Consider the following 19,303-nt stretch of genomic DNA (forward strand, 5'->3'; position numbering starts at 1 on the left):
ACGACAAATGGTCGATTTTGGCCGCATTTTTTTGCAGATTTAAGCGATTTTTTTGGATATTTGGCGCCAACCTGCCGGCAGGTCTGAATCTTGGGCAGTACAGTTGGGCTCGTCTGCCAGGCCGAACTGTTGCTGTGTCGATAACCTCACCTCTCCTAGAATGGTCGGCTGCGGACGACGTGCTCTGTCGACCGCTTGCCTGAGGTCACCATGCACATTTCCTCCGGCCGTTGGATGTACGGCCTGCTGCTCGCCCTGATCACTTCCGTGCTCTGGGGCATCCTGCCAATCAAGCTCAAAGAAGTTCTCCAGGTGATGGACCCGGTAACCGTCACCTGGTATCGCCTGGCCGTGGCGGGCTCCTTGTTGTTCGCCTATCTGGCTGCGACTCGGCGCTTACCGCGTTTTCGCCCGCTCGGGCGCAAGGGCGGCTGGCTGCTGGCGCTGGCCGTCGGTGGGCTGACGTGCAACTACGTGCTGTATCTGGTCGGGCTCAATCTGCTGAGTCCAGGAACCACGCAGCTGGTGATTCAGGTGGCGCCGATCCTGTTGCTGATCAGCAGTCTGTTCGTCTTTCGCGAGCGTTTCAGTCTGGGCCAGGCGCTGGGCCTGATGGTGATGCTGCTGGGCTTCGGTCTGTTCTTCAATCAGCGCCTGGGTGAGCTGCTGACCTCGCTCACGACCTACACCACCGGCGTGCTGACCGTGCTGGCTGCGGCCTTCGTCTGGACCTTCTATGGCCTGGCACAGAAGCAACTGCTCACCTCGTGGAGCTCCGTGCAGGTGATGATGGTCATCTACCTGGCCTGCGCGCTGCTGCTGACGCCCTGGGCGCATCCCTTGCAAGTGCTGGAGCTGAGCCCGCTGCAGGGGTGGCTGCTGCTGGCCTGCTGCCTGAATACTCTGGTGGCTTATGGCGCCTTCGCCGAAGCATTGGCGCACTGGGAGGCTTCAAGAGTCAGCGCGACCCTGGCGCTGACCCCGCTGGTGACTTTCGTTTCCGTAGCCCTGGCTTCGACCTGGTGGCCGGACCATGTGCTGCCCGAACAGGTCAACTGGATCGCCTATGCCGGTGCGGTGGTGGTCGTGCTCGGCTCGGCACTCACCGCGCTTGGCCCGTCGCTGATGGCGGCTCTGCGGGCGCGCAAGGCCAGGTCCTGACGACGTTTAAACGCTGCTTCCCAGCGTTTCAGCCTTGCGCAGCCAGCTCTGACGCTGCTCTTCGCCGGACGGGCGCACCGGGGCGAACTCGTTCAGGCGGCGGGTCTTGATACCGCAGAAACCGAGGATGGTGCGCACCATCTGCCGATGCGCCGGGGCACCGTAGATCCAGCGGAAGTACCAGCGTGGCGTGTCCATGGTCACCAGCAGGTCGGCGCTGCGGCCGCTGAGCAGCTTGTCCCAGAGCTGCGAGCGGTTGCGGTACTTGAAGGCGAAACCGGGCAGGAATACCCGGTCGAAGAAGCCCTTGAGCAAGGCCGGTATGCCGCCCCACCACACCGGGTAGACGAATACCAGATGTTCGGCCCAGTGGATCAGGCGCTGTGCTTCGAGCAGGTCCGGCTCCAGGTTCTGGCTCTGTTCGTAACCGTCGCGCAGTATCGGGTCGAACTGCATTTCACCCAGCCTCAACTGGCGGACTACATGGCCCTTGCTGCGTGCGCCGTGGGTATAGGCCTCAGCCAGGGCATGGCAGAGGCTGTTCTTTTTCGGCGTGCCGAGAATCAGCAGGATTCGTTTGCCATCGCCTTCCAGCGGTGTGGCGCCGCTCTTGCCCTCACTCATGCCGCCCGGCTCCGAGCATGTCTTGCGGCCTGACCCATTGGTCGAATTCCTCTTCATTCAGATAACCGAGTTGCAGTGCTGCCTGGCGCAACGTGCTGCCTTCGGCATAGGCTTTCTTGGCGATCTCAGCGGCTTTGTCGTAGCCGATGTGGGGATTGAGCGCTGTCACCAGCATCAGGCCGTTTTCCAGATGCGCGGCCATCTGTGCAGCATCCGGCTGCAGGTCGGCCACACAGTGCTGCTGGAAGTTACGGCAGCCGTCGGCAAGCAGGCGGATCGACTGCAGCAGGTTATGGATGATCACTGGCTTGAACACGTTGAGCTGCAAGTGCCCCTGGCTGGCGGCGAAGCTGATGGTGGCGTCGTTGCCCAGCACCTGGCAGGCGAGCATCGACAGCGCTTCGCACTGGGTCGGGTTGACCTTGCCGGGCATGATCGAACTGCCCGGCTCGTTGGCCGGCAGGCGTACCTCGGCGAAGCCGGCGCGCGGGCCCGAGCCGAGCAGGCGCAGGTCGTTGGCCAGTTTCATCAAGGCCACGGCGAGGGTTTTCAGTGCGCCGGAGAGCTGCACCAGCGGCTCATGCCCGGACAGTGCGGCGAACTTGTTCGGTGCGCTGGTCAGCGGCAGGCCGGAGAGGGCCGCCAATTCGGCGGCGATGGCCTCGGCAAAACCGGCCGGCGCATTCAAACCCGTGCCGACGGCGGTGCCACCCTGGGCCAGTTCACAGACGGCGGGCAGGGCGGCGCGAATTGCCGCTTCGGCATGCCCGAGCTGGGCGACGAAGGCAGACAGCTCCTGACCGAAGGTGATTGGCGTGGCGTCCATCATATGGGTGCGCCCGGTCTTGACCAGGTTGGCGTGGCGCTGCGCCTGCTCCTGCAGACCGTCACGCAGCTCGGCCAGCGCCGGCAGCAGGCAATGGCGAACGCCCTGGACGGCGGCAATATGCATGGCCGTGGGGAAGCAGTCGTTGGAGCTCTGCGCGCGGTTGACGTGGTCGTTGGGGTGGACCGGAGTCTTGCCGCCGCGCTGGCCACCAGCCAATTCGTTGGCGCGGCCGGCGATCACCTCGTTGACGTTCATGTTGCTCTGCGTGCCGCTGCCGGTCTGCCAGACCACCAGGGGGAACTGCGAGTCGTGCTGGCCTTCGAGCACTTCGTCGGCGGCCTGCTCGATAAGCCGGGCGATATCGGCCGGCAGCTCTCCGCTGCGGCTGTTGACCCGTGCAGCGGCTTTCTTGATCAGCGCCAGCGCGTGCAGCACAGCCAGCGGCATGCGCTCCTGGCCGATGGCGAAGTTGATCAGCGAACGTTGGGTCTGTGCGCCCCAATAGGCGTCGTTGGGGACTTCGATGGGGCCGATGCTGTCAGTTTCGGTGCGGCTCATGGCGTTCTCCGGGCATGTTCGAGGTTGCTGGCAGTTTAGGTCGCGCCGCCGGAGACTGGTTCCGCAACTTATCTATCGCGCCGATTACCAGCGGGCGTGGGTTTCGCCCAGCCAGCCCAGCGCGCCATCTACCGGAACACGCTCGCCCTTCGGGCCGCGCAGCACACCATCATAGTGGCCGAAGCGCTGTGCGGTGTTGGCGCGGAAGGGGCCAAACTTGGGACAGGCTCTATGTAACTGGCGAGGGGTGAAGCGCAGGGACACGCGGTCGTCTTCGCTGTCCAGGCGCCAGGGGGCCAGCGGCGCCTGCGAGCTGCGGACGATATGCAGCGGGCTGTCGAGCAGCTGTACTTCACCGCCGAACCACAGGGCGTTTTCCGACAGGCCGCTGTGATCCAGCCAGCCCGTACCGAAATTGCCGGCGATACCGCCCGCGGCGGCGAAAGCGGCTCGCTGCCAGTGACTGTGCAGCGGCCAGACGCCACGACCGAAATCCAGCGCGGCGAAGCTCTGGCCAGGCACGCAGCTGTAATGCTTGTTTCCCAGTTGCAGGCTGCCGGCGGTGGGCAGCCCAAGGTGGCGACTGGTGGCATGGAAACCACCATTTTTCAGTGGCGCCACCAGATTGACCGATTGCAGGTGCGCAGGTCGCTGAATGTCCAGGGCGATCTGCAGCGGTTGGCCGCCGATATCGGGCGCTGATGCGGTAAGACGCAAACGCCCGGGATGTTCGTCGGCACGCAGCTGCAGACGAGAGTGGTTGAAGGCGTGACTCTCCTGCGGCAGGTCGGGCAGTTGGCAGCCCAGGGCGAAAAGGCGGAACCGAGCGTGGGCGACCGACTGGCCGGACTCCAGATCGAGAAAATAGGCGGCGCCGTAACCAAGGTAGTCAAGGTCGGCCAGGGTCAGCGCGAGCATCCATTGCGGAGTGGTGATGCACCAGTGGTTCCAGCGTTTGCGCCGTCCCAGATGGCCGCGTAGGGCGCAGTCCACTTGCGGGCGGCTGGACCAGCCGATGGCCTCGTCCAGCAAGCGGCCCTTGCTGTCGCAGAGTGGCTGGCGCGGAAGCGGCTCATGTGAGGTGAGACTGGTCATCGGGCACGTCCATGTTTGTGCGCAGGCTGGCTATCAATTGCCGAGTCCGGGGAGTGCGCACACCTTGATAAGAATGGTGAATATCACGCAGGATGCCGAGCTCGCCCAAGCATGAGCAAGTACTGGCATTTTGGCAACTGACCAGCGGGTGCGCCGGTCTGCATGGCTGCTGTGAGCCAGTGCACAACTCGCATCGCTTGAGGGTTTTGGGCGCAGGGCACAAAATGCCGCCACCGCAGTCTACCCAGACTCATTCATAACCCTGGACGCCTCCCATGCTCCGTTTCTCCACACTCTGCACCGCCATACTGCTCAGCGCGAGCGCATCCCTGGCCATGGCCGATGCCGCCAGCCACGCCGCCGATGCCGAGCGTTTTCTCAAGCTGGCCCATGCCGACAAGCTGACCGTGCCCGTGTACGGCCAGGTGCAGCAGATGTTCGCCCAGCGTTTCGCCGAGGCGCCGGACGGCAAGAAGGCGGTGCTGGAGAGCTATCAGGCCAAGGCCAATGCCGCGCTGGACAAGGCGGTAGGCTGGGACAAGCTGAAGCCGGACATGGTCAAGCTCTACACCAGCAACTTCAACGAGCAGGAGCTCAAGGATCTGATTGCCTTTTACGAGTCGCCGCTGGGGCAGAAGGTGCTGCAGAAGATGCCGACTTTGACCGCGCAATCCGCGCAGATCACCCAGAGCAAGCTGGAAGCCGCGGTGCCTGAGGTGAACAAGCTGCTGGCCGACATGAGCGGCGAGCTCGGACTGCCGAAACAACCCTGATGGAGCTCAAGATGTCCAAGCAAGACCTGATCACCGCTGCCCTCGCTGCGCTGGAGCCCGAGCATCTCGAGGTGCTGGACGAGAGCCATATGCACAGCCGCGGCCTGGAAACCCACTACAAGGCGGTGATCGTCAGCCCGGCGTTTGCCGGGCTCAATGCGGTCAAGCGACATCAGAAGGTCTATGCCACCGTCGGCGAGCTTATGGAGCAGATCCACGCGCTGGCGCTGCACACCTACACGCCGCAGGAGTGGGCAGCGCAAGGCGTGGCACCGGCCTCGCCGACCTGCCGTGGTGGTCATTGAGGTAGCCCGGATGAAATCCGGGGAAACCCATCGGCAGTTCCCGGATCGCATCCGGGCTACGTGACAGGCTGTCGCGCCTTGTCGCCAACCCGCCCCGGCGATTCTCTGCTTTGTTACAATCCCTCCGCGCCGGCCATGCCGGCGTTTTTCATGTCACGCCAGTCCGCCCTTTACGTGGGCGACTACTGAGAGAATATTCATGACCGACAAGATCGTCGTCGCGGCGCTGTATAAATTCGTCTCCCTGCCGGATTACCAGGCGCTGCGCGAGCCTTTGCTGCAAACCCTCATCGACAATGGCATCAAGGGCACGCTGTTGCTCGCCGAAGAAGGCATCAACGGCACCGTGTCCGGCAGCCGCGCCGGCATCGATGCGCTGCTCGCCTGGTTCCACCTGGATGCTCGCCTGGCCGATATCGACCACAAGGAATCCTATTGCGATGAACAGCCGTTCTATCGCACCAAGGTCAAGCTGAAGAAGGAAATCGTCACCCTCGGCGTGCCGGGCGTTGACCCCAACCAGCGCGTCGGCACCTACGTCGAACCACAGGACTGGAACGCTCTGATCAGCGACCCGGAAGTATTGCTGATCGATACGCGTAACGACTACGAGGTAGCCATCGGTACCTTCGAGGGTGCCATCGACCCCAGGACCAAGTCGTTCCGCGAGTTCCCCGAGTACATCAAGGCCCACTTCGACCCGAGCAAACACAAGAAGGTGGCGATGTTCTGCACCGGCGGTATCCGCTGCGAGAAAGCCTCCAGCTACATGCTCGGCGAAGGCTTCGAGGAGGTCTATCACCTCAAGGGCGGCATCCTCAAGTACCTCGAGGAAGTGCCGCAGGATCAGACCAAGTGGCAAGGCGACTGCTTCGTCTTCGACAACCGTGTGACCGTGCGCCACGACCTGTCCGAAGGCGACTACGATCAGTGTCATGCCTGTCGCACCCCGATCTCCGTTGAGGACCGCCAGTCCGAGTTCTACAGCCCCGGCGTCAGTTGCCCGCACTGCTGGGATTCGCTGCCGGAAAAGACCCGCGAGAGCGCCCGCGAGCGGCAGAAGCAGATCGAACTGGCGCGCCAGCGAAACCAGCCGCATCCCATCGGCCGTGATCCCCGCCAACTGAACGAGGCCTGACCCATGGCGAGCCGCCTGCTCTACGTAATGGACCCGATGTGCTCCTGGTGCTGGGGCTTCGCACCTGTGGTCGAGGAACTGGCGGAGCAGGCGGCGGCAGCCGGCGTGCCGTTGCAGATCGTGGTGGGCGGCCTGCGCCGCGATCAGGTGGCGATCGATGCCGCCGCGCGCGTGCGTTACCTGGGTTATTGGCAGGCGGTGAATGCCAGCACCGGGCAGCTGTTCGATTTCGACCGAGGCCTGCCCGAGGGGCTGGTGTATGACACCGAGCCGGCCTGCCGCGCGCTGGTCACTGCACGCAACCTCGATACGCCCAGCGCCTGGACCCTGCTCAAGCTGATCCAGCGTGCCTTTTACACCGAGGGCGCCGACGTCACCCAGGCCAGCGTGCTGGTACAGCTGGCCGAGCAGGCCGGGATTCCGCGCATCGAGTTCGCCGAGGCCTTCGACAGCCAGGCCATGCATGAGGCCACGGCCGCGGACTTCAGCTGGGTGCAGGATCTGGGCATCGCCGGTTTCCCTACCTTGCTGGCCGAGCGCGACGGTCAGCTGGCGCTGCTGACCAATGGCTACCAGCCACTCGATGCCTTGTCTCCGCTGCTGGGCCGCTGGCTGGAGCGCGCCGCCAATGCCTGATCGGTTGAGCTGGGCAGAAATCCGTCGCCTGGCCCTGCGTCACAAGAAAGCGCTGATTCTGGCCAACCTGGTCGCCGTGCTGGCGACCTTGTGCAGCGTGCCGATCCCGTTGCTGTTGCCGTTGCTGGTGGACGAAGTGCTGCTGCACGACGGCGATGCGGCGCTCAAGGTGATGGACAACTTCCTGCCCGCCGACTGGGAAACGGCCGCCGGCTATATCGGTCTGATGCTGTTGCTGACCCTGCTGCTGCGCGGCTCGGCGCTGATCTTCAACGTGCTGCAGGCACGCCTGTTCGCCAGGCTGTCAAAGGACATTGTCTACCGCATCCGCATGCGCCTGATCGAACGGCTCAAGCGCATCTCCCTCGGCGAATACGAGAGTTTGGGCGGCGGCACGGTGACCACTCACTTGGTTACCGATCTGGATACCCTCGACAAGTTCGTCGGCGAGACCCTGAGCCGCTTTCTGGTGGCGATCCTGACCCTGGTCGGCACCTCGGCCATCCTGATCTGGATGCACTGGCAACTGGCCCTGCTGATCCTGCTGTTCAACCCGCTGGTGATCTACGCCACCGTGCTGCTGGGCAAGAAGGTCAAGCACCTGAAGAAGCTGGAGAATGACAGCACCTCGCGCTTCACCCAGGCGCTGACTGAGACCCTAGAAGCGATCCAGGAAGTGCGTGCCGGCAACCGCCAGGGCTATTTCCTCGGTCGCCTTGGCGGTCGGGCGCGTGAGGTGCGCGATTACGCCGTAGCCTCGCAATGGAAGAGCGACGCGTCGAACCGTGCCAGCGGCCTGCTGTTCCAGTTCGGCATCGATGTGTTCCGCGCCGCGGCGATGCTCACCGTGCTGTTCTCTGACCTGTCCATCGGCCAGATGCTCGCGGTGTTCAGCTACCTGTGGTTCATGATCGGCCCGGTGGAGCAACTGCTCAGCCTGCAGTACGCCTTCTATGCAGCCGGTGGTGCGCTGACGCGGATCAACGAGCTGCTGGCGCGCAAGGATGAGCCGCAGTACGAAGGGCGCGTCGATCCCTTCAAGGGCCGTGACACGGTGGGCATCGAGGTGCGCGGGCTGACCTTCGGCTATGGCGACGAGCCGGTGCTGGATCGTCTCGACCTGTCCATTGGCCCAGGCGAGAAGGTCGCCATCGTTGGCGCATCGGGCGGCGGCAAGAGCACGTTGGTGCAACTGCTGTTGGGGCTGTATACGCCGCAGGCCGGCAGCATCCGCTTCGGCGGCAGCAGGCTGGAGGAGATCGGCCTGGACGGTGTGCGTGACAACGTTGCGGTGGTGCTGCAGCACCCGGCGCTGTTCAACGACACGGTGCGCGCCAACCTCACCATGGGCCGCGAGCGCAGCGACGAGGCCTGCTGGCAGGCGCTGCGCATCGCCCAGTTGCACGACACCATTGCGCAACTGCCGCAGGGGCTGGACAGCGTTGTCGGACGCAGTGGCGTGCGCTTGTCCGGCGGCCAGCGCCAGCGCCTGGCCATCGCCCGCATGGTGCTCGCAGAACCCAAGGTGGTGATCCTCGACGAAGCCACTTCGGCGCTGGATGCGGCGACCGAGTACGCCCTGCACGAAGCGCTGGCGCAATTTCTCGAAGGCCGCACCACGCTGATCATCGCCCACCGCCTGAGTGCGGTGAAGCAGGCCGATCGGGTATTGGTGTTCGATGGCGGCAGCGTTGCCGAGGATGGCGACCATCAGCAACTGATCGCCGAAGGCGGGCTGTACGCCAAGCTGTATGGGCATTTGCAGCAGGGGTGAGTTGCTACTTCGCGGTTGAATCGGAATGACGCTCGGCCGTTCCAAGGAATGACAGTTGTAGGGCGGGTGCAACCCGCCATCAGCGGCCTGGCGGGTTGCACCCGCCCTACGGGCCTTCTACGGGATAGGTAGGGGCGGCTTCAGCCGCGATGCTCTTTTGCGCAACCAATGTCCCCGGATTGCATCCGGGCTACGCAGCTTCCTGGACAGTCGCGGCTAAAGCCCCTCCCACAAGATTCCACCGCTACAACGACTGCCTCTCCTGCTCTGTGGGAGGCGCTTTAGCGGCGACGTTCCGCCTCAGCTATCGCTCATCAACGCTTCGCTCAACTCCTCGAACAGCGTCTGCACCGAGCGCAACGCCCGGCAGTCGGGGCGGGTCAGCAGCCAAAGTTCGGTGTCGCAGCCGGCCAGGGGCGGGCCGAGTGCCTTGAGCTCCGGATGGGCACGCAGCACGAAGTCGGGCAGGGCAGCAACGCCCAAGCCGGCGCGCGCCAGTTGTGCTACGGCGTACATGCTGCTGCAGCGGTAATTGGGCGTGACGCCTGGCAATTCGCGCAGGCGCCACAGTACCGTGGCGTGATCCGGCATCGCCTCGTCCGGGGCGATCCAGATCTGACGGGCCAGGTCGCTGCGATCCTGACCATCATCGCGCGCACAAACCAGATAGGACACCTTGGCCAGACGCCGGCCCACCAGGTGCTCCGGTGGCTCGTTGGTCAGGCGTAGGGCAAGGTCGGCGTCGCGCCGGCTGAGGTTGGCGAAGTCATTAGACGTTACCAACTCCAGCGCCAGGGCCGGGTAATTGGGCATGAAACGCGCCATGGCCGGTAGCAGCAGGCTGCTCAGTACGGCGTCGGTGCAGGTCAGGCGCACCGTGCCACTGACCACCTGCTTGCCCAGCTCCAGCGCCACTCGCGCGGCATCCAGCGCCTGTTCGGCGCGTTCGGCCTGTTCCGCCAGGGCGCGTGCGGTTTCGCTGGGTTCGTAGCCGCGCCGACTCTTTTCAAACAGCGCCACACCCAATGCGGCTTCCAGCCGGCGTACGGCGCGAAATACGGTGGAGACGTCCACCTGCAGCAGTTCTGCGGCCCGCGCCAGGGAGCGGCCGCGCACCAGAGCGAGTACCAGCGAGAGGTCGGTGTGGTCAATTTGATATTGCATGGCTGCAATCTCTGCTTGTCTATTCGCCAATTATTATTGCGCGAGCGCCATCTTATAGTGGCAAGGAGGCTGCCATGCAAGTTGGAGGGAAAGCGTATGTACAGCAAGTGTCGAGTCAGGGTTGCGCTGGTCGGTGATTACGATCCGGCGATCACCGCGCACCGGGCCATCCCCGAGGCGTTGCGCCTGGCCAGTGAAGCCCTGGGAGTGGCGGTCGAGCATGATTGGCTGGCCACTGACGGCATTCTCGAGGATGCCGCCCTGATGGCCTATGACGGCATCTGGTGCGTGCCTGGCAGCCCCTATGTCGCGACCGAGGGCGCGCTACGCGCCATTAATTTTGCCCGCGAGCAGGGGGTGCCATTCCTCGGCACCTGTGGCGGCTTCCAGCACGCGCTGCTCGAATACGCGCGTAACCGCCTGGGTTGGGTCGATGCCGAGCACGCCGAACTGTCGCCGCAGGCGCAGACTCAGCTGATCGCGCCGCTGACTTGTGCACTGCTGGACGTCAGCGAGCATGTGCACCTGGTTTCTGGTTCTCGCATCGCCGAGTTGTACGGCGTGCGCGAGATCAGTGAGCAGTATCTGTGCCGCTACGGCTTGAGTGACGCTTTCGTCGAGCCGCTGATGGCGCAGGCGCTGAAGGCCTCCGGGCATGACGAAGCGGGCGCAGTACGCGCCATCGAGCTTGAGGATCATCCTTTCTTCATCGCGACCCTGTTCCAGCCCGAGCGTGCGGCGTTGGAAGGCCGTCTGCCGCCGGTTGTGGCCGGTTTGGTCGGCGCCTGTGCGGTGCAGTCGGTGCACGAAGCCCATCTGGCCGTGGCCTCGTGATCGCCGCTACGCCGGAGCCATCCTATTACGTGGTGATCTTCACCTCCCAGCGCACGGAGATGGACACCGGCTACGCCGAGGCCGCGCAACGCATGCTGGAACTGGCCGCGCAACAACCCGGTTTTCTCGGCGTGGAGTCGGCGCGCAGCGATGGCCTGGGTATCAACCTGTCCTATTGGCAGAGCGAGGAGGCAATCCGCGCCTGGCGTGAGCATGCCGAGCACAGCATTGTGCGTGAACAGGGGCGAGCCGATTGGTACGCCGCTTTCGCCACACGCGTGGCCAAGGTCGAACGCGCCTACACCTTCTCACGTTCTGGCTGAGTGCCAGCGGCAAGCCGGCAGACCGGTGTGTAAGGTTTCCTTTACGCCAAGCGGGGCGATGTCTGCATGAATGGCCTGGCGTAACGAAAATTTGCCGGTGCTGCGCTTGGCTACTGTGTCGAAGTGTCGCAAGCCATCTTGAGAGCGGGTCTGCGCTCGGTTGTCATGAGGTTGTCCGCAGCGCATTCGTGCGTTCGCCATAACAATGACAATCAGGAGGCAAGATGAACGCCGTGAACAAGATCGAGCAGCACAATCCCATCGGCACCGACGGCTTCGAGTTCGTTGAATTCACCGCACCGACTGCCGAAGGCATCGAGCAACTGCGCGGGTTGTTCACCGCCATGGGCTTTACCGAAACTGCCAAGCACCGCTCCAAAGAGGTGTGGCTGTTCCAGCAGAACGACATCAACATCGTGCTTAATGGCAGCCCCACCGGGCATGTGCGTGCCTTTGGCGAGAAGCACGGCCCCAGCGCCTGCGCCATGGCCTTCCGGGTCAAGAACGCCGCGCAGGCCGCTGCTTACGTCGAGCAGCAGGGCGCCAAACTGGTGGGCAGCCACGCCAACTTCGGCGAGCTGAACATTCCCTGCGTCGAAGGCATCGGCGGCTCGCTGCTGTATCTCGTCGATCGCTATGGCGACAAGACCATCTACGACGTCGACTTCGAGTACGTCGAAGGCCGCAGCCCCAACGACAACGCCGTCGGCCTGCAGTGCATCGACCACCTGACCCACAACGTGCGCCGTGGGCAGATGGATGTCTGGTCCGGTTTCTACGAGCGTATCGCCAACTTCCGCGAGATCCGCTACTTCGACATCGAAGGCAAGCTCACCGGCCTGTTCTCCCGCGCCATGACCGCGCCGTGCGGCAAGATCCGCATCCCGATCAACGAGTCGGCCGACGACAAATCGCAGATCGAGGAATTCATCCGTGAATACCACGGTGAAGGCATCCAGCATATAGCGCTGTCCACCGACGACATCTACGCCACCGTTCGCCAGCTGCGTGCCAATGGCGTCGACTTCATGACCACCCCGGACACTTACTACGAGAAGGTTGATACCCGCGTCGCCGGGCATGGCGAGCCGACCGACGTATTGCGCGAGCTGAACATCCTGATAGATGGCGCGCCTGGCGATGACGGCATCCTGCTGCAAATCTTCACCAACACGGTGATCGGCCCGATCTTCTTCGAGATCATCCAGCGCAAGGGCAACCAGGGCTTCGGCGAGGGCAACTTCAAGGCGCTGTTCGAGTCGATCGAGGAAGACCAGCTGCGTCGCGGTGTGATCTCCGAGGAGTGATGCCATGAGCCGTCAATGGATCCGCTTTCCCCTGCGTGAAGGCGAGTGCTCACGCCAGGCGCACTGCGATCTGCCGCAGGGCACCTACGAGCGCGAAATGGGCCGCGAGGGCTTCTTCGGCCCCACCGCGCACCTGCACCACAAGCATCCGCCCACCGGCTGGATCGACTGGCAAGGCCCGCTGCGCCCGCACGCGTTCAACTTCAACGACATCCCCAGCGAGCGCGATTGCCCGCTGGCGGCGCCGCTGACGCTGCACAACGCCGACGTCAAGCTGCGCGTCTGGCGCACCCACGGCGCCATGCGCCATCTGGTGCGCAATGCCGACGGCGACGAGCTGCTGTTCGTCCATGAAGGCAGTGGGCATTTCTATTGCGACTTCGGCCACCTGGAGTATCGCGACGGCGACTACCTGCTGATCCCCCGCGGCACCGCCTGGCGTATCGAAGCCAGCACGCCGAGTTACTTCCTGCTGATCGAGAACACCGACGGCGCCTACCAGTTGCCGGACAAGGGTCTGCTCGGCCCGCAGGCAATCTTCGACCTGGCGGTGCTGGAGCATCCGCATATCGATGACGCCTTCAAGGCGCAGCAGGACGAAAACACCTGGCAGATTCGCATCAAGCGGCGCGGCCAGATCAGTACCGTGACCTATCCCTACAATCCACTGGACGTGGTCGGCTGGCACGGCGACAACACCGTGGTGCGCCTGAACTGGCGCGACATTCGTCCGCTGATCAGCCATCGCTACCACCTGCCGCCCTCGGTGCACACCACCTTCGTCGCCAATGGCTTCGTGATCTGCACCTTCACCCCGCGGCCGGTGGAATCCGACCCCGGCGCGCTCAAGGTGCCGTTCTTTCACAACAACGACGACTACGACGAAGTGCTGTTCTACCACCGTGGCAACTTCTTCAGCCGCGACAACATCGAGCAGGGCATGGTTACCCTGCACCCCTGTGGCTTCCCACACGGTCCGCATCCCAAGGCGTTGAAGAAGAGTCAGGAGGACCCGGCCACCTTCATCGACGAGGTGGCGGTGATGATCGACACCCGCCGCGCCCTGGAGGTGGCCGATGCCGCCGGTGCGGTGGATGTCGCCGAGTACGTCAATTCCTGGCGCGCGCCGGGGCTGTAGGGTTAAACAAACCTGTAGTAGCGAGCTCTGCTCGCGAAGCTTTTTATTCGGTCCGGGTTCGCGAGCAGAGCTCGCTCCTACCTCAGAATTCGAAGGATTACCGATGAAACTCGCATCACTGAACCAAGGCCGCGATGGCGTGCTGATCGTGGTTTCCCGCGATCTGACCCGCGCCGTGCTTGCGCCGCAGATCGCCATCACCCTGCAGGCCGCGCTGGACGACTGGGCTGTCGCTCGGCCCAGGCTGGAGGCGGTCTATCAGCGCCTCAACGATGGCCTGGAGGAGGGCGCGTTCGCTTTCGATCAGGCGGCCTGCCACAGCCCCCTGCCACGCGCCTACCATTGGGCCGACGGCAGCGCCTACGTCAATCACGTCGAGCTGGTGCGCAAGGCCCGTGGCGCCGAGATGCCCGAATCCTTCTGGCACGACCCGCTGATGTATCAGGGCGGCGCCGATGCCTTCATCCCGCCGCATAGCCCGATCTGCCTGGCTGACGAAGCCTGGGGCATCGACCTGGAGGCAGAGCTGGCGGTGATCACCGATGACGTGCCGATGGGCGCCACGCCAGCCGAGGCGGGCGGACACATCCGTCTGCTGATGCTGGTCAACGACGTTTCGCTGCGCAACCTGATCCCTGGCGAGCTGGCCAAGGGCTTTGGGTTCTACCAGAGCAAGCCGTCGTCGAGCTTCTCCCCGGTCGCCATCACCCCGGACGAGCTGGGTGAGAGCTGGAAGGACGGCAAGGTGCACCGGCCGCTGGTCTCGCATATCAACGGCGCGCTGTTCGGCCAGCCGGATGCTGGCGTGGACATGACCTTCAACTTCCCGACCCTCGTGGCGCACGCCGCCAAGACCCGCCCGCTGGGCGCCGGCACCATCATCGGTTCGGGCACCGTGTCCAACTATGACCGTAGCGCCGGCTCCAGCTGCCTGGCGGAGAAACGCATGCTGGAAATCGTCGAGCAGGGCGAGGCGAAAACGCCGTTCCTCAAGTTCGGCGACCGGGTGCGCATCGAGATGTTCGACGCAGCTGGCCAGAGCATTTTCGGCGCCATCGACCAGGTGGTGGAACGTTATGAGCCATAAGCTGCAAGCCACAAGCTGCAAGCGGTGTGCGCGCAGGCTTTTGCTTGAGGCTTGTCGCTTGCAGCTTGCCGCTGGAGGCGCAGCCTCATGTTGAAACTCTACGGCTACTGGCGCTCCAGCGCCGCCTACCGTGTGCGCATCGCCCTGAACCTCAAGGGCCTGGCCTTCGAACAAGTGCCGGTGCATCTGGTAAAGGATGGCGGCCAGCAGCATGGCGCCGACTACCGCACGCTGAACCCGCAGGGCCTGCTACCGCTTTTGCTGGACGAGAAAAACGGTGGCGTACGCATCGCCCAGTCCCTGGCGATCATCGAGTACCTTGAGGAAATCTTCCCGGTGCCGGCGCTGTTGCCGGCCGATCCGGCCGAGCGTGCGCAGGTACGGGCGCTGGCGCTGCATCTGGCCTGCGACGTGCACCCGCTGAACAACCTGCGCGTGCTGCAGTACTTGTCCAGTGAACTGGGCGCCTCCGACGAGGCGAAGAGCGCCTGGTATCAGCACTGGGTCGCGCTCGGTCTTACAGCGGTGGAGGAGGGCCTGGCCGTATTCGACGGCCGCCTGTCGCTCGGCGAGCGCCCCGGATATCTGGAAGCCTGTCTGGTTCCGCAGCTGTATAATGCGCGGCGTTTTAACTGTGACCTTGCCGCGTATCCACGCATTGTCGCCATGGCGGCGCGCTGCGAACTCCTGGAGGCCTTCCAACTGGCCGCGCCGGAGGTGCAAGCCGACGCCCAGTGACATCTCCGGCTTCAACCCAAGCCTTGCATTCCGCTGCGCCACGAGCGCGGCGGGTCCGATTCCGTCACAGATAAAAACAAGCAGGTGACGCATGACTCGTGAAAAACCGAAGAACCTCTGGCTCTCGCGCTGGGGCTTCATTCTCGCAGCAACCGGCTCGGCCGTTGGCCTGGGCAATATCTGGAAATTCCCCTACATCACCGGTGAGTACGGCGGCGGCGCCTTCGTGCTGATGTACCTGGCGTGCATCCTGGCCATCGGTATTCCGGTGATGATGACCGAGATCGCCATTGGCCGTCGTGGCCGTGGCAGCCCGATCGACGCCATTGGCCGCGTGGTCCGCGAGAACGGTGGCAACCCGTTGTGGAAGGCCGTCGGCGGCATGGCCATGCTCGCCGGCTTCATGATCCTGTGCTTCTACGTGGTCGTCGCCGGCTGGGCATTCGCCTACACCTGGAAGATGCTCGACGGCTCACTGGCTGCCACCAGCGTCGAGGCCCTCGGTGGGGTGTTCGAGGCGCACAATGCCAACCCCTGGCAACTCGGTGGCTGGAGCGTGCTGGTGGCGTTGCTGACCCTGTGGATCGTGGCCAAGGGTGTACAGAAGGGCATCGAGAACGCGGTGCGCTGGATGATGCCGGGCCTGGCCCTGATGCTCATCGTACTGGTCGGCTACGCCTTCACCAGCGGCAGTTTCAAGGCCGGTTTCGATTTCCTGTTCCATTTCGATGCCTCGAAGATCACCGGCGAGGCGCTGCTGGCCGCATTGGGGCATGCCTTCTTCACCCTGAGTCTGGCGTCGGGTGCCATCCTTACATACGGCTCGTACATTCCCGATGGCCAGTCCATCGCTCGCACGACTTTCCTGGTGGCGATCTGCGACACCTGCGTGGCCTTGCTCGCCGGCCTGGCGATTTTCCCGATCATCTTCGCCAACGGCATGAGCCCCGGGGCAGGACCAGGTTTGATCTTCATGAGCCTGCCGCTTGCCTTCCAGCAGATGCCATTGGGTACCGCGTTCGGCGTGCTGTTCTTCGCCATGGTGTCGATCGCCGCGCTGACCTCGGCCATCTCGATGATCGAAGCCACGGTCGCCTATCTGAATGAGAAACACGGCATCAGCCGTCTGCGTGCCGCCCTGGCTTCCGGCGCTGTGCTGCTGGTGATCAGCCTGCTGGCGATGCTGTCGTTCAACCTGCTGTCGGGCTGGACGCCTTTGGGCAAGAACCTCTTCGACTGGCTGGACTACCTCACCTCGCGCTGGATGATGCCGCTGGGTGGCATCCTCATCGTGCTGCTGGCCGGCTACGCGCTGCGCAGCGAAATCATGCGCGAGGAACTGGACCTGCCGCCGGCTGGCTACGCCCTGTGGCTGTTCATGGCGCGCTACGTCAGCCCGGTGCTGATCATGGTGGTGTTCCTGCATGCGCTGGGCTGGCTGCTGTTCGACCCGGTCGCGCAGTGGTACTGGATCGCGGGTGCCATCGGCCTGCTGACTGTGGCCGGGGAAATGCTGCGACCGCGGGTGGTGCCAGTGCTCGCCGGACGTTGATGCACAGCGAGTCGATAAAGGCGCAGTTTCGTCAGAAGCTGCGCTTTTTTCTGGATTAAGGATTGCCTCAGCCATCGGCGGTTAATCGCCAGCAATTGGGCATCGATAAGCGGATAATTGCCGAATATTCCTTTTTCCATGTAAGACATTGGCTATGCGGCCAGTAATTTATTGGCGAATTGCCAGCACTCAAGCGGCTCCCACTTCCTGCCGATAGGCTGTATGCGCAATGGCACAGCTGTTGCCTAGTCAGTCGAATAAAGTCGAGCCCACGAGGCGCGGCTGCAATAAGAAGAACTCGGAGCTATCCCCTTATGTTCACGTCTGCCACACGCTTTTTCGCCAACCTTGCCGTGGGCAAGAAGCTTTTCATCGGTTTCGGTTTGGTCCTGTTGCTTACCGCTGCCATGACGGTCATTGGCTATCTGGCCGTGCAGGCGGTGTTGAAGGGGCACGAGCAGGTCGGACAACTGGCCCAGGTAAACCAGGAAATTCTCCAGGCACGTCGCCTCGAGCGCAGTTTCGCCATCGAGCAGACTCAGGAGAGCGCGGCGCAAGTGCGCGAAAGCCTGCTCAAGGTGCAAGGCATGCTGGAGCGCCTGAGTCAGAATGCGGCCGAAGGTACGCGCGTAAAGACCATGCAGCAGGCCACGGCCGAGTACCTGAAACAGTTCGACAATTATGTCGAGCAGCAGGACAAGGCGCGCGAAGCCCGTCAGGACATGCGCACCGCCGCAGCAGAAACCCGTGACCAGTTCGAGGTGATCGAGCTGGACATGTACGACGCCGTGCGTGAGCTGCGCCTGCAGGGTGACAACCTGCGCGGCAGCGACCCGCTGACTCTGGCGGAAACCGCCTCCGGCCTGAGCAAGCGCATGCTCGACCTGCGAGGCCACGAGAGCCTGTACATCATCGACGGCTCCGCTGAAGCGCTGGAAGAGTGGGAATACGTCAGCGAAGACCTGCAAACCGTTGCCGGCAGCCTGAAGGTCTGGCTCGACGATGATCAGAAAGCCGCCATCGACACCGCCTTGCAGGCGCTGACCCTGTATCAGCGCTCCTTCCTCTACTACCAGCAGCTTCGTGAGCAGAACCAGGCAACCGAAAAAGCCATGATCGAGCGCGCGCGCTCGGTGGTCGACCTGGCCGAGTCGGCTGAAGCCAGCGCCGACGAACACATGCTCGTCGACACGCGGCGTGCGCTGGTAATGCTCGGCATCATGGGCGCTGCGGCAGTGGTGCTGGGCTTGTGCGCCGCATTGTTGATCACCCGCCTGATCGTCGCACCGCTGCGCCAGACCGTGACCTTTGCCCAGCGTATCGCCGCCGGCGATCTCAGCCAGGACATACCGCTGGATCGCCGCGACGAAGTCGGGCAACTGCTCGCCGCCATGCAGGACATGACCGTCAGCCTGCGCAATCTGGTCAGTCGCATTGGTGGCGGCGTCGGGCAGATCGCCGCGGCTGCCGAGCAGTTGTCAGCGATCACCGCGCAGACCAGTGCCGGTGTGCAGACGCAGAAACTGGAGACCGAACAAACCGCCACGGCCATGCACCAGATGGCGGCCACCGTGCAGGAAGTGGCGCAGAACGCCGAGCAGGCCTCGCTGGCGGCGCGTGATGCCGACCTCGAGGCACAGCAGGGCAACCGCGTGGTGCAACAGGCCGTGGATCAGATCGACAGCCTGGCCAGCGAAGTGGAGCAGTCGGCCAAGGCCATTGCCGACCTGAATCAGGAGAGCGCGTGTATCGGTACCGTGCTGGAGGTGATTCGCAACGTTGCCGAGCAGACCAACCTGCTGGCGCTCAATGCGGCCATCGAAGCGGCGCGGGCGGGCGAGCAGGGTCGCGGTTTTGCCGTGGTCGCCGATGAGGTACGGGCACTGGCCAAGCGCGCTCAGGACAGCACCGAGGAGATCGAAAGCCTGATTGCCGGCCTGCAGCGCATGGCCAAGGGCGCGGTGCAGCAGATGGACAGCAGCCGCGATCTGACCCGCCGCACTGTCGAGCTTGCCGGTGAGGCAGGCGATGCGCTCGGCCGTATCACCCAGGCGGTCAGCACCATCGAACAGATGAATCAGCAGATTGCCGCTGCCGCCGAAGAGCAAAGCGCAGTAGCCGAGGCGATCAACGAAAGCGTGACCCGTGTGCGTGACATCGGCGAACAGAGCGCTACCGCCAGCGAGCAGACTGCCGCTTCCAGCGCCGAGCTGGCGCGCCTGGGTGTGGAGTTGCAGGGGTTGGTGCGACAGTTCCGCACCTGACCC

General features: G+C 63.7%; 18 protein-coding genes and 1 pseudogene. 15 read left to right on the plus strand and 4 right to left on the minus strand.

Translation table 11 applies throughout. The features are described from left to right. The first annotated feature begins 210 nt into the window (after positions 1-210). Complete coding sequence (locus tag B2U07_RS21180; RefSeq protein WP_197856731.1) at positions 211-1,161, plus strand: DMT family transporter; 951 nt, start codon at positions 211-213, stop codon at positions 1,159-1,161. Between the two features lie 6 nt (positions 1,162-1,167). Here B2U07_RS21180 and B2U07_RS21185 read toward each other — a convergent pair whose 3' ends face one another. The 3 genes from B2U07_RS21185 to B2U07_RS21195 form a co-directional block, all read right to left on the minus strand. Beyond that, the gene (locus B2U07_RS21185) at positions 1,168-1,785 is read right to left on the minus strand and encodes an NAD(P)H-dependent oxidoreductase (protein WP_275546216.1); all 618 of its coding nucleotides are present in this window, start codon (positions 1,783-1,785) and stop codon (positions 1,168-1,170) included. Continuing rightward, entirely contained in the window at positions 1,778-3,172 is a 1,395-nt protein-coding gene (locus tag B2U07_RS21190; protein WP_197856729.1) for a class II fumarate hydratase, read from the minus strand. The genes B2U07_RS21185 and B2U07_RS21190 overlap by 8 nt, the downstream gene beginning before the upstream one ends. Before the next feature lie 84 nt (positions 3,173-3,256). Next, the gene (locus B2U07_RS21195; RefSeq protein ID WP_197856728.1) at positions 3,257-4,267 is read right to left on the minus strand and encodes a DUF2804 domain-containing protein; all 1,011 of its coding nucleotides are present in this window, start codon (positions 4,265-4,267) and stop codon (positions 3,257-3,259) included. A 275-nt stretch (positions 4,268-4,542) separates the two neighbouring features. Between B2U07_RS21195 and B2U07_RS21200 the strand changes: the two genes are divergently transcribed. From B2U07_RS21200 to B2U07_RS21220, 5 genes are all read left to right on the plus strand, one after another. Beyond that, the gene (locus tag B2U07_RS21200; protein WP_275546215.1) at positions 4,543-5,040 is read left to right on the plus strand and encodes a DUF2059 domain-containing protein; all 498 of its coding nucleotides are present in this window, start codon (positions 4,543-4,545) and stop codon (positions 5,038-5,040) included. A gap of 11 nt (positions 5,041-5,051) precedes the next feature. Beyond that, entirely contained in the window at positions 5,052-5,345 is a 294-nt protein-coding gene (locus B2U07_RS21205) for a BolA family protein (protein ID WP_275546214.1), read from the plus strand. Positions 5,346-5,544: 199 nt separating this feature from the next. Beyond that, complete coding sequence (locus B2U07_RS21210; protein WP_197856725.1) at positions 5,545-6,483, plus strand: rhodanese-related sulfurtransferase; 939 nt, start codon at positions 5,545-5,547, stop codon at positions 6,481-6,483. 3 nt (positions 6,484-6,486) lie between these two features. Further along, positions 6,487-7,119: a DsbA family protein gene (locus B2U07_RS21215; protein WP_275546213.1), complete on the plus strand. Its 633-nt coding sequence runs from the start codon at positions 6,487-6,489 to the stop codon at positions 7,117-7,119. Further along, positions 7,112-8,893: an ABC transporter ATP-binding protein gene (locus B2U07_RS21220; protein WP_275546212.1), complete on the plus strand. Its 1,782-nt coding sequence runs from the start codon at positions 7,112-7,114 to the stop codon at positions 8,891-8,893. Before B2U07_RS21215 ends, B2U07_RS21220 begins: the two co-directional genes overlap by 8 nt. A gap of 300 nt (positions 8,894-9,193) precedes the next feature. Here the strand turns inward: B2U07_RS21220 and B2U07_RS21225 are convergent, their stop codons facing one another. Then, on the minus strand, positions 9,194-10,057 hold the full coding sequence (locus B2U07_RS21225) for a LysR family transcriptional regulator (protein ID WP_275546211.1): 864 nt from the start codon (positions 10,055-10,057) through the stop codon (positions 9,194-9,196). A gap of 96 nt (positions 10,058-10,153) precedes the next feature. Between B2U07_RS21225 and B2U07_RS21230 the strand changes: the two genes are divergently transcribed. From B2U07_RS21230 to B2U07_RS23220, 9 genes and pseudogenes are all read left to right on the plus strand, one after another. After that, positions 10,154-10,891 carry a CTP synthase C-terminal region-related (seleno)protein gene (locus tag B2U07_RS21230; protein ID WP_275546210.1) on the plus strand — a complete coding sequence of 246 codons (738 nt, stop codon included), beginning with the start codon at positions 10,154-10,156 and terminating at the stop codon, positions 10,889-10,891. Then, positions 10,888-11,214, plus strand: coding sequence for an antibiotic biosynthesis monooxygenase family protein (locus tag B2U07_RS21235; protein WP_296277754.1), 327 nt, complete (start codon positions 10,888-10,890; stop codon positions 11,212-11,214). Before B2U07_RS21230 ends, B2U07_RS21235 begins: the two co-directional genes overlap by 4 nt. Before the next feature lie 224 nt (positions 11,215-11,438). Next, positions 11,439-12,521, plus strand: a complete 1,083-nt coding sequence (gene hppD, locus B2U07_RS21240; RefSeq protein WP_275546208.1) for a 4-hydroxyphenylpyruvate dioxygenase — start codon at positions 11,439-11,441, stop codon at positions 12,519-12,521. A gap of 4 nt (positions 12,522-12,525) precedes the next feature. After that, positions 12,526-13,659 carry a homogentisate 1,2-dioxygenase gene (locus B2U07_RS21245; protein WP_275546207.1) on the plus strand — a complete coding sequence of 378 codons (1,134 nt, stop codon included), beginning with the start codon at positions 12,526-12,528 and terminating at the stop codon, positions 13,657-13,659. A 103-nt stretch (positions 13,660-13,762) separates the two neighbouring features. After that, on the plus strand, positions 13,763-14,746 hold the full coding sequence (locus B2U07_RS21250) for a fumarylacetoacetate hydrolase family protein (RefSeq protein ID WP_197856717.1): 984 nt from the start codon (positions 13,763-13,765) through the stop codon (positions 14,744-14,746). Positions 14,747-14,833: 87 nt separating this feature from the next. Next, positions 14,834-15,484, plus strand: coding sequence for a maleylacetoacetate isomerase (gene maiA, locus B2U07_RS21255; RefSeq protein ID WP_275546206.1), 651 nt, complete (start codon positions 14,834-14,836; stop codon positions 15,482-15,484). A 91-nt stretch (positions 15,485-15,575) separates the two neighbouring features. Continuing rightward, on the plus strand, positions 15,576-17,036 hold the full coding sequence (locus B2U07_RS21260; protein WP_275546205.1) for a sodium-dependent transporter: 1,461 nt from the start codon (positions 15,576-15,578) through the stop codon (positions 17,034-17,036). Positions 17,037-18,256: 1,220 nt separating this feature from the next. Next, a pseudogene (locus tag B2U07_RS23215) lies at positions 18,257-18,442 on the plus strand (HAMP domain-containing protein); the annotation flags it as partial. Next, the gene (locus B2U07_RS23220) at positions 18,437-19,300 is read left to right on the plus strand and encodes a methyl-accepting chemotaxis protein (protein WP_419096375.1); all 864 of its coding nucleotides are present in this window, start codon (positions 18,437-18,439) and stop codon (positions 19,298-19,300) included. The pseudogene B2U07_RS23215 and the gene B2U07_RS23220, both read left to right, overlap by 6 nt. The last annotated feature ends 3 nt before the right edge of the window (positions 19,301-19,303 follow it).

Source organism: Pseudomonas sp. UBA7530 (assembly GCF_002479365.1).
GTDB lineage: Bacteria > Pseudomonadota > Gammaproteobacteria > Pseudomonadales > Pseudomonadaceae > Aquipseudomonas.

Coding starts and splice junctions, on each gene's coding strand:
- B2U07_RS21205 (WP_275546214.1), top strand. CDS start 5,052: ATGTCCAAGCAAGACCTGATCACCGCTGCCCTCGCTGCGCTGGAGCCC.
- B2U07_RS21180 (WP_197856731.1), top strand. CDS start 211: ATGCACATTTCCTCCGGCCGTTGGATGTACGGCCTGCTGCTCGCCCTG.
- hppD (WP_275546208.1), top strand. CDS start 11,439: ATGAACGCCGTGAACAAGATCGAGCAGCACAATCCCATCGGCACCGAC.
- B2U07_RS23220 (WP_419096375.1), top strand. CDS start 18,437: ATGACCGTCAGCCTGCGCAATCTGGTCAGTCGCATTGGTGGCGGCGTC.
- B2U07_RS21225 (WP_275546211.1), bottom strand. CDS start 10,057: ATGCAATATCAAATTGACCACACCGACCTCTCGCTGGTACTCGCTCTG.
- B2U07_RS21200 (WP_275546215.1), top strand. CDS start 4,543: ATGCTCCGTTTCTCCACACTCTGCACCGCCATACTGCTCAGCGCGAGC.
- maiA (WP_275546206.1), top strand. CDS start 14,834: ATGTTGAAACTCTACGGCTACTGGCGCTCCAGCGCCGCCTACCGTGTG.
- B2U07_RS21230 (WP_275546210.1), top strand. CDS start 10,154: ATGTACAGCAAGTGTCGAGTCAGGGTTGCGCTGGTCGGTGATTACGAT.
- B2U07_RS21190 (WP_197856729.1), bottom strand. CDS start 3,172: ATGAGCCGCACCGAAACTGACAGCATCGGCCCCATCGAAGTCCCCAAC.
- B2U07_RS21245 (WP_275546207.1), top strand. CDS start 12,526: ATGAGCCGTCAATGGATCCGCTTTCCCCTGCGTGAAGGCGAGTGCTCA.
- B2U07_RS21260 (WP_275546205.1), top strand. CDS start 15,576: ATGACTCGTGAAAAACCGAAGAACCTCTGGCTCTCGCGCTGGGGCTTC.
- B2U07_RS21215 (WP_275546213.1), top strand. CDS start 6,487: ATGGCGAGCCGCCTGCTCTACGTAATGGACCCGATGTGCTCCTGGTGC.
- B2U07_RS21185 (WP_275546216.1), bottom strand. CDS start 1,785: ATGAGTGAGGGCAAGAGCGGCGCCACACCGCTGGAAGGCGATGGCAAA.
- B2U07_RS21210 (WP_197856725.1), top strand. CDS start 5,545: ATGACCGACAAGATCGTCGTCGCGGCGCTGTATAAATTCGTCTCCCTG.
- B2U07_RS21195 (WP_197856728.1), bottom strand. CDS start 4,267: ATGACCAGTCTCACCTCACATGAGCCGCTTCCGCGCCAGCCACTCTGC.
- B2U07_RS21220 (WP_275546212.1), top strand. CDS start 7,112: ATGCCTGATCGGTTGAGCTGGGCAGAAATCCGTCGCCTGGCCCTGCGT.
- B2U07_RS21250 (WP_197856717.1), top strand. CDS start 13,763: ATGAAACTCGCATCACTGAACCAAGGCCGCGATGGCGTGCTGATCGTG.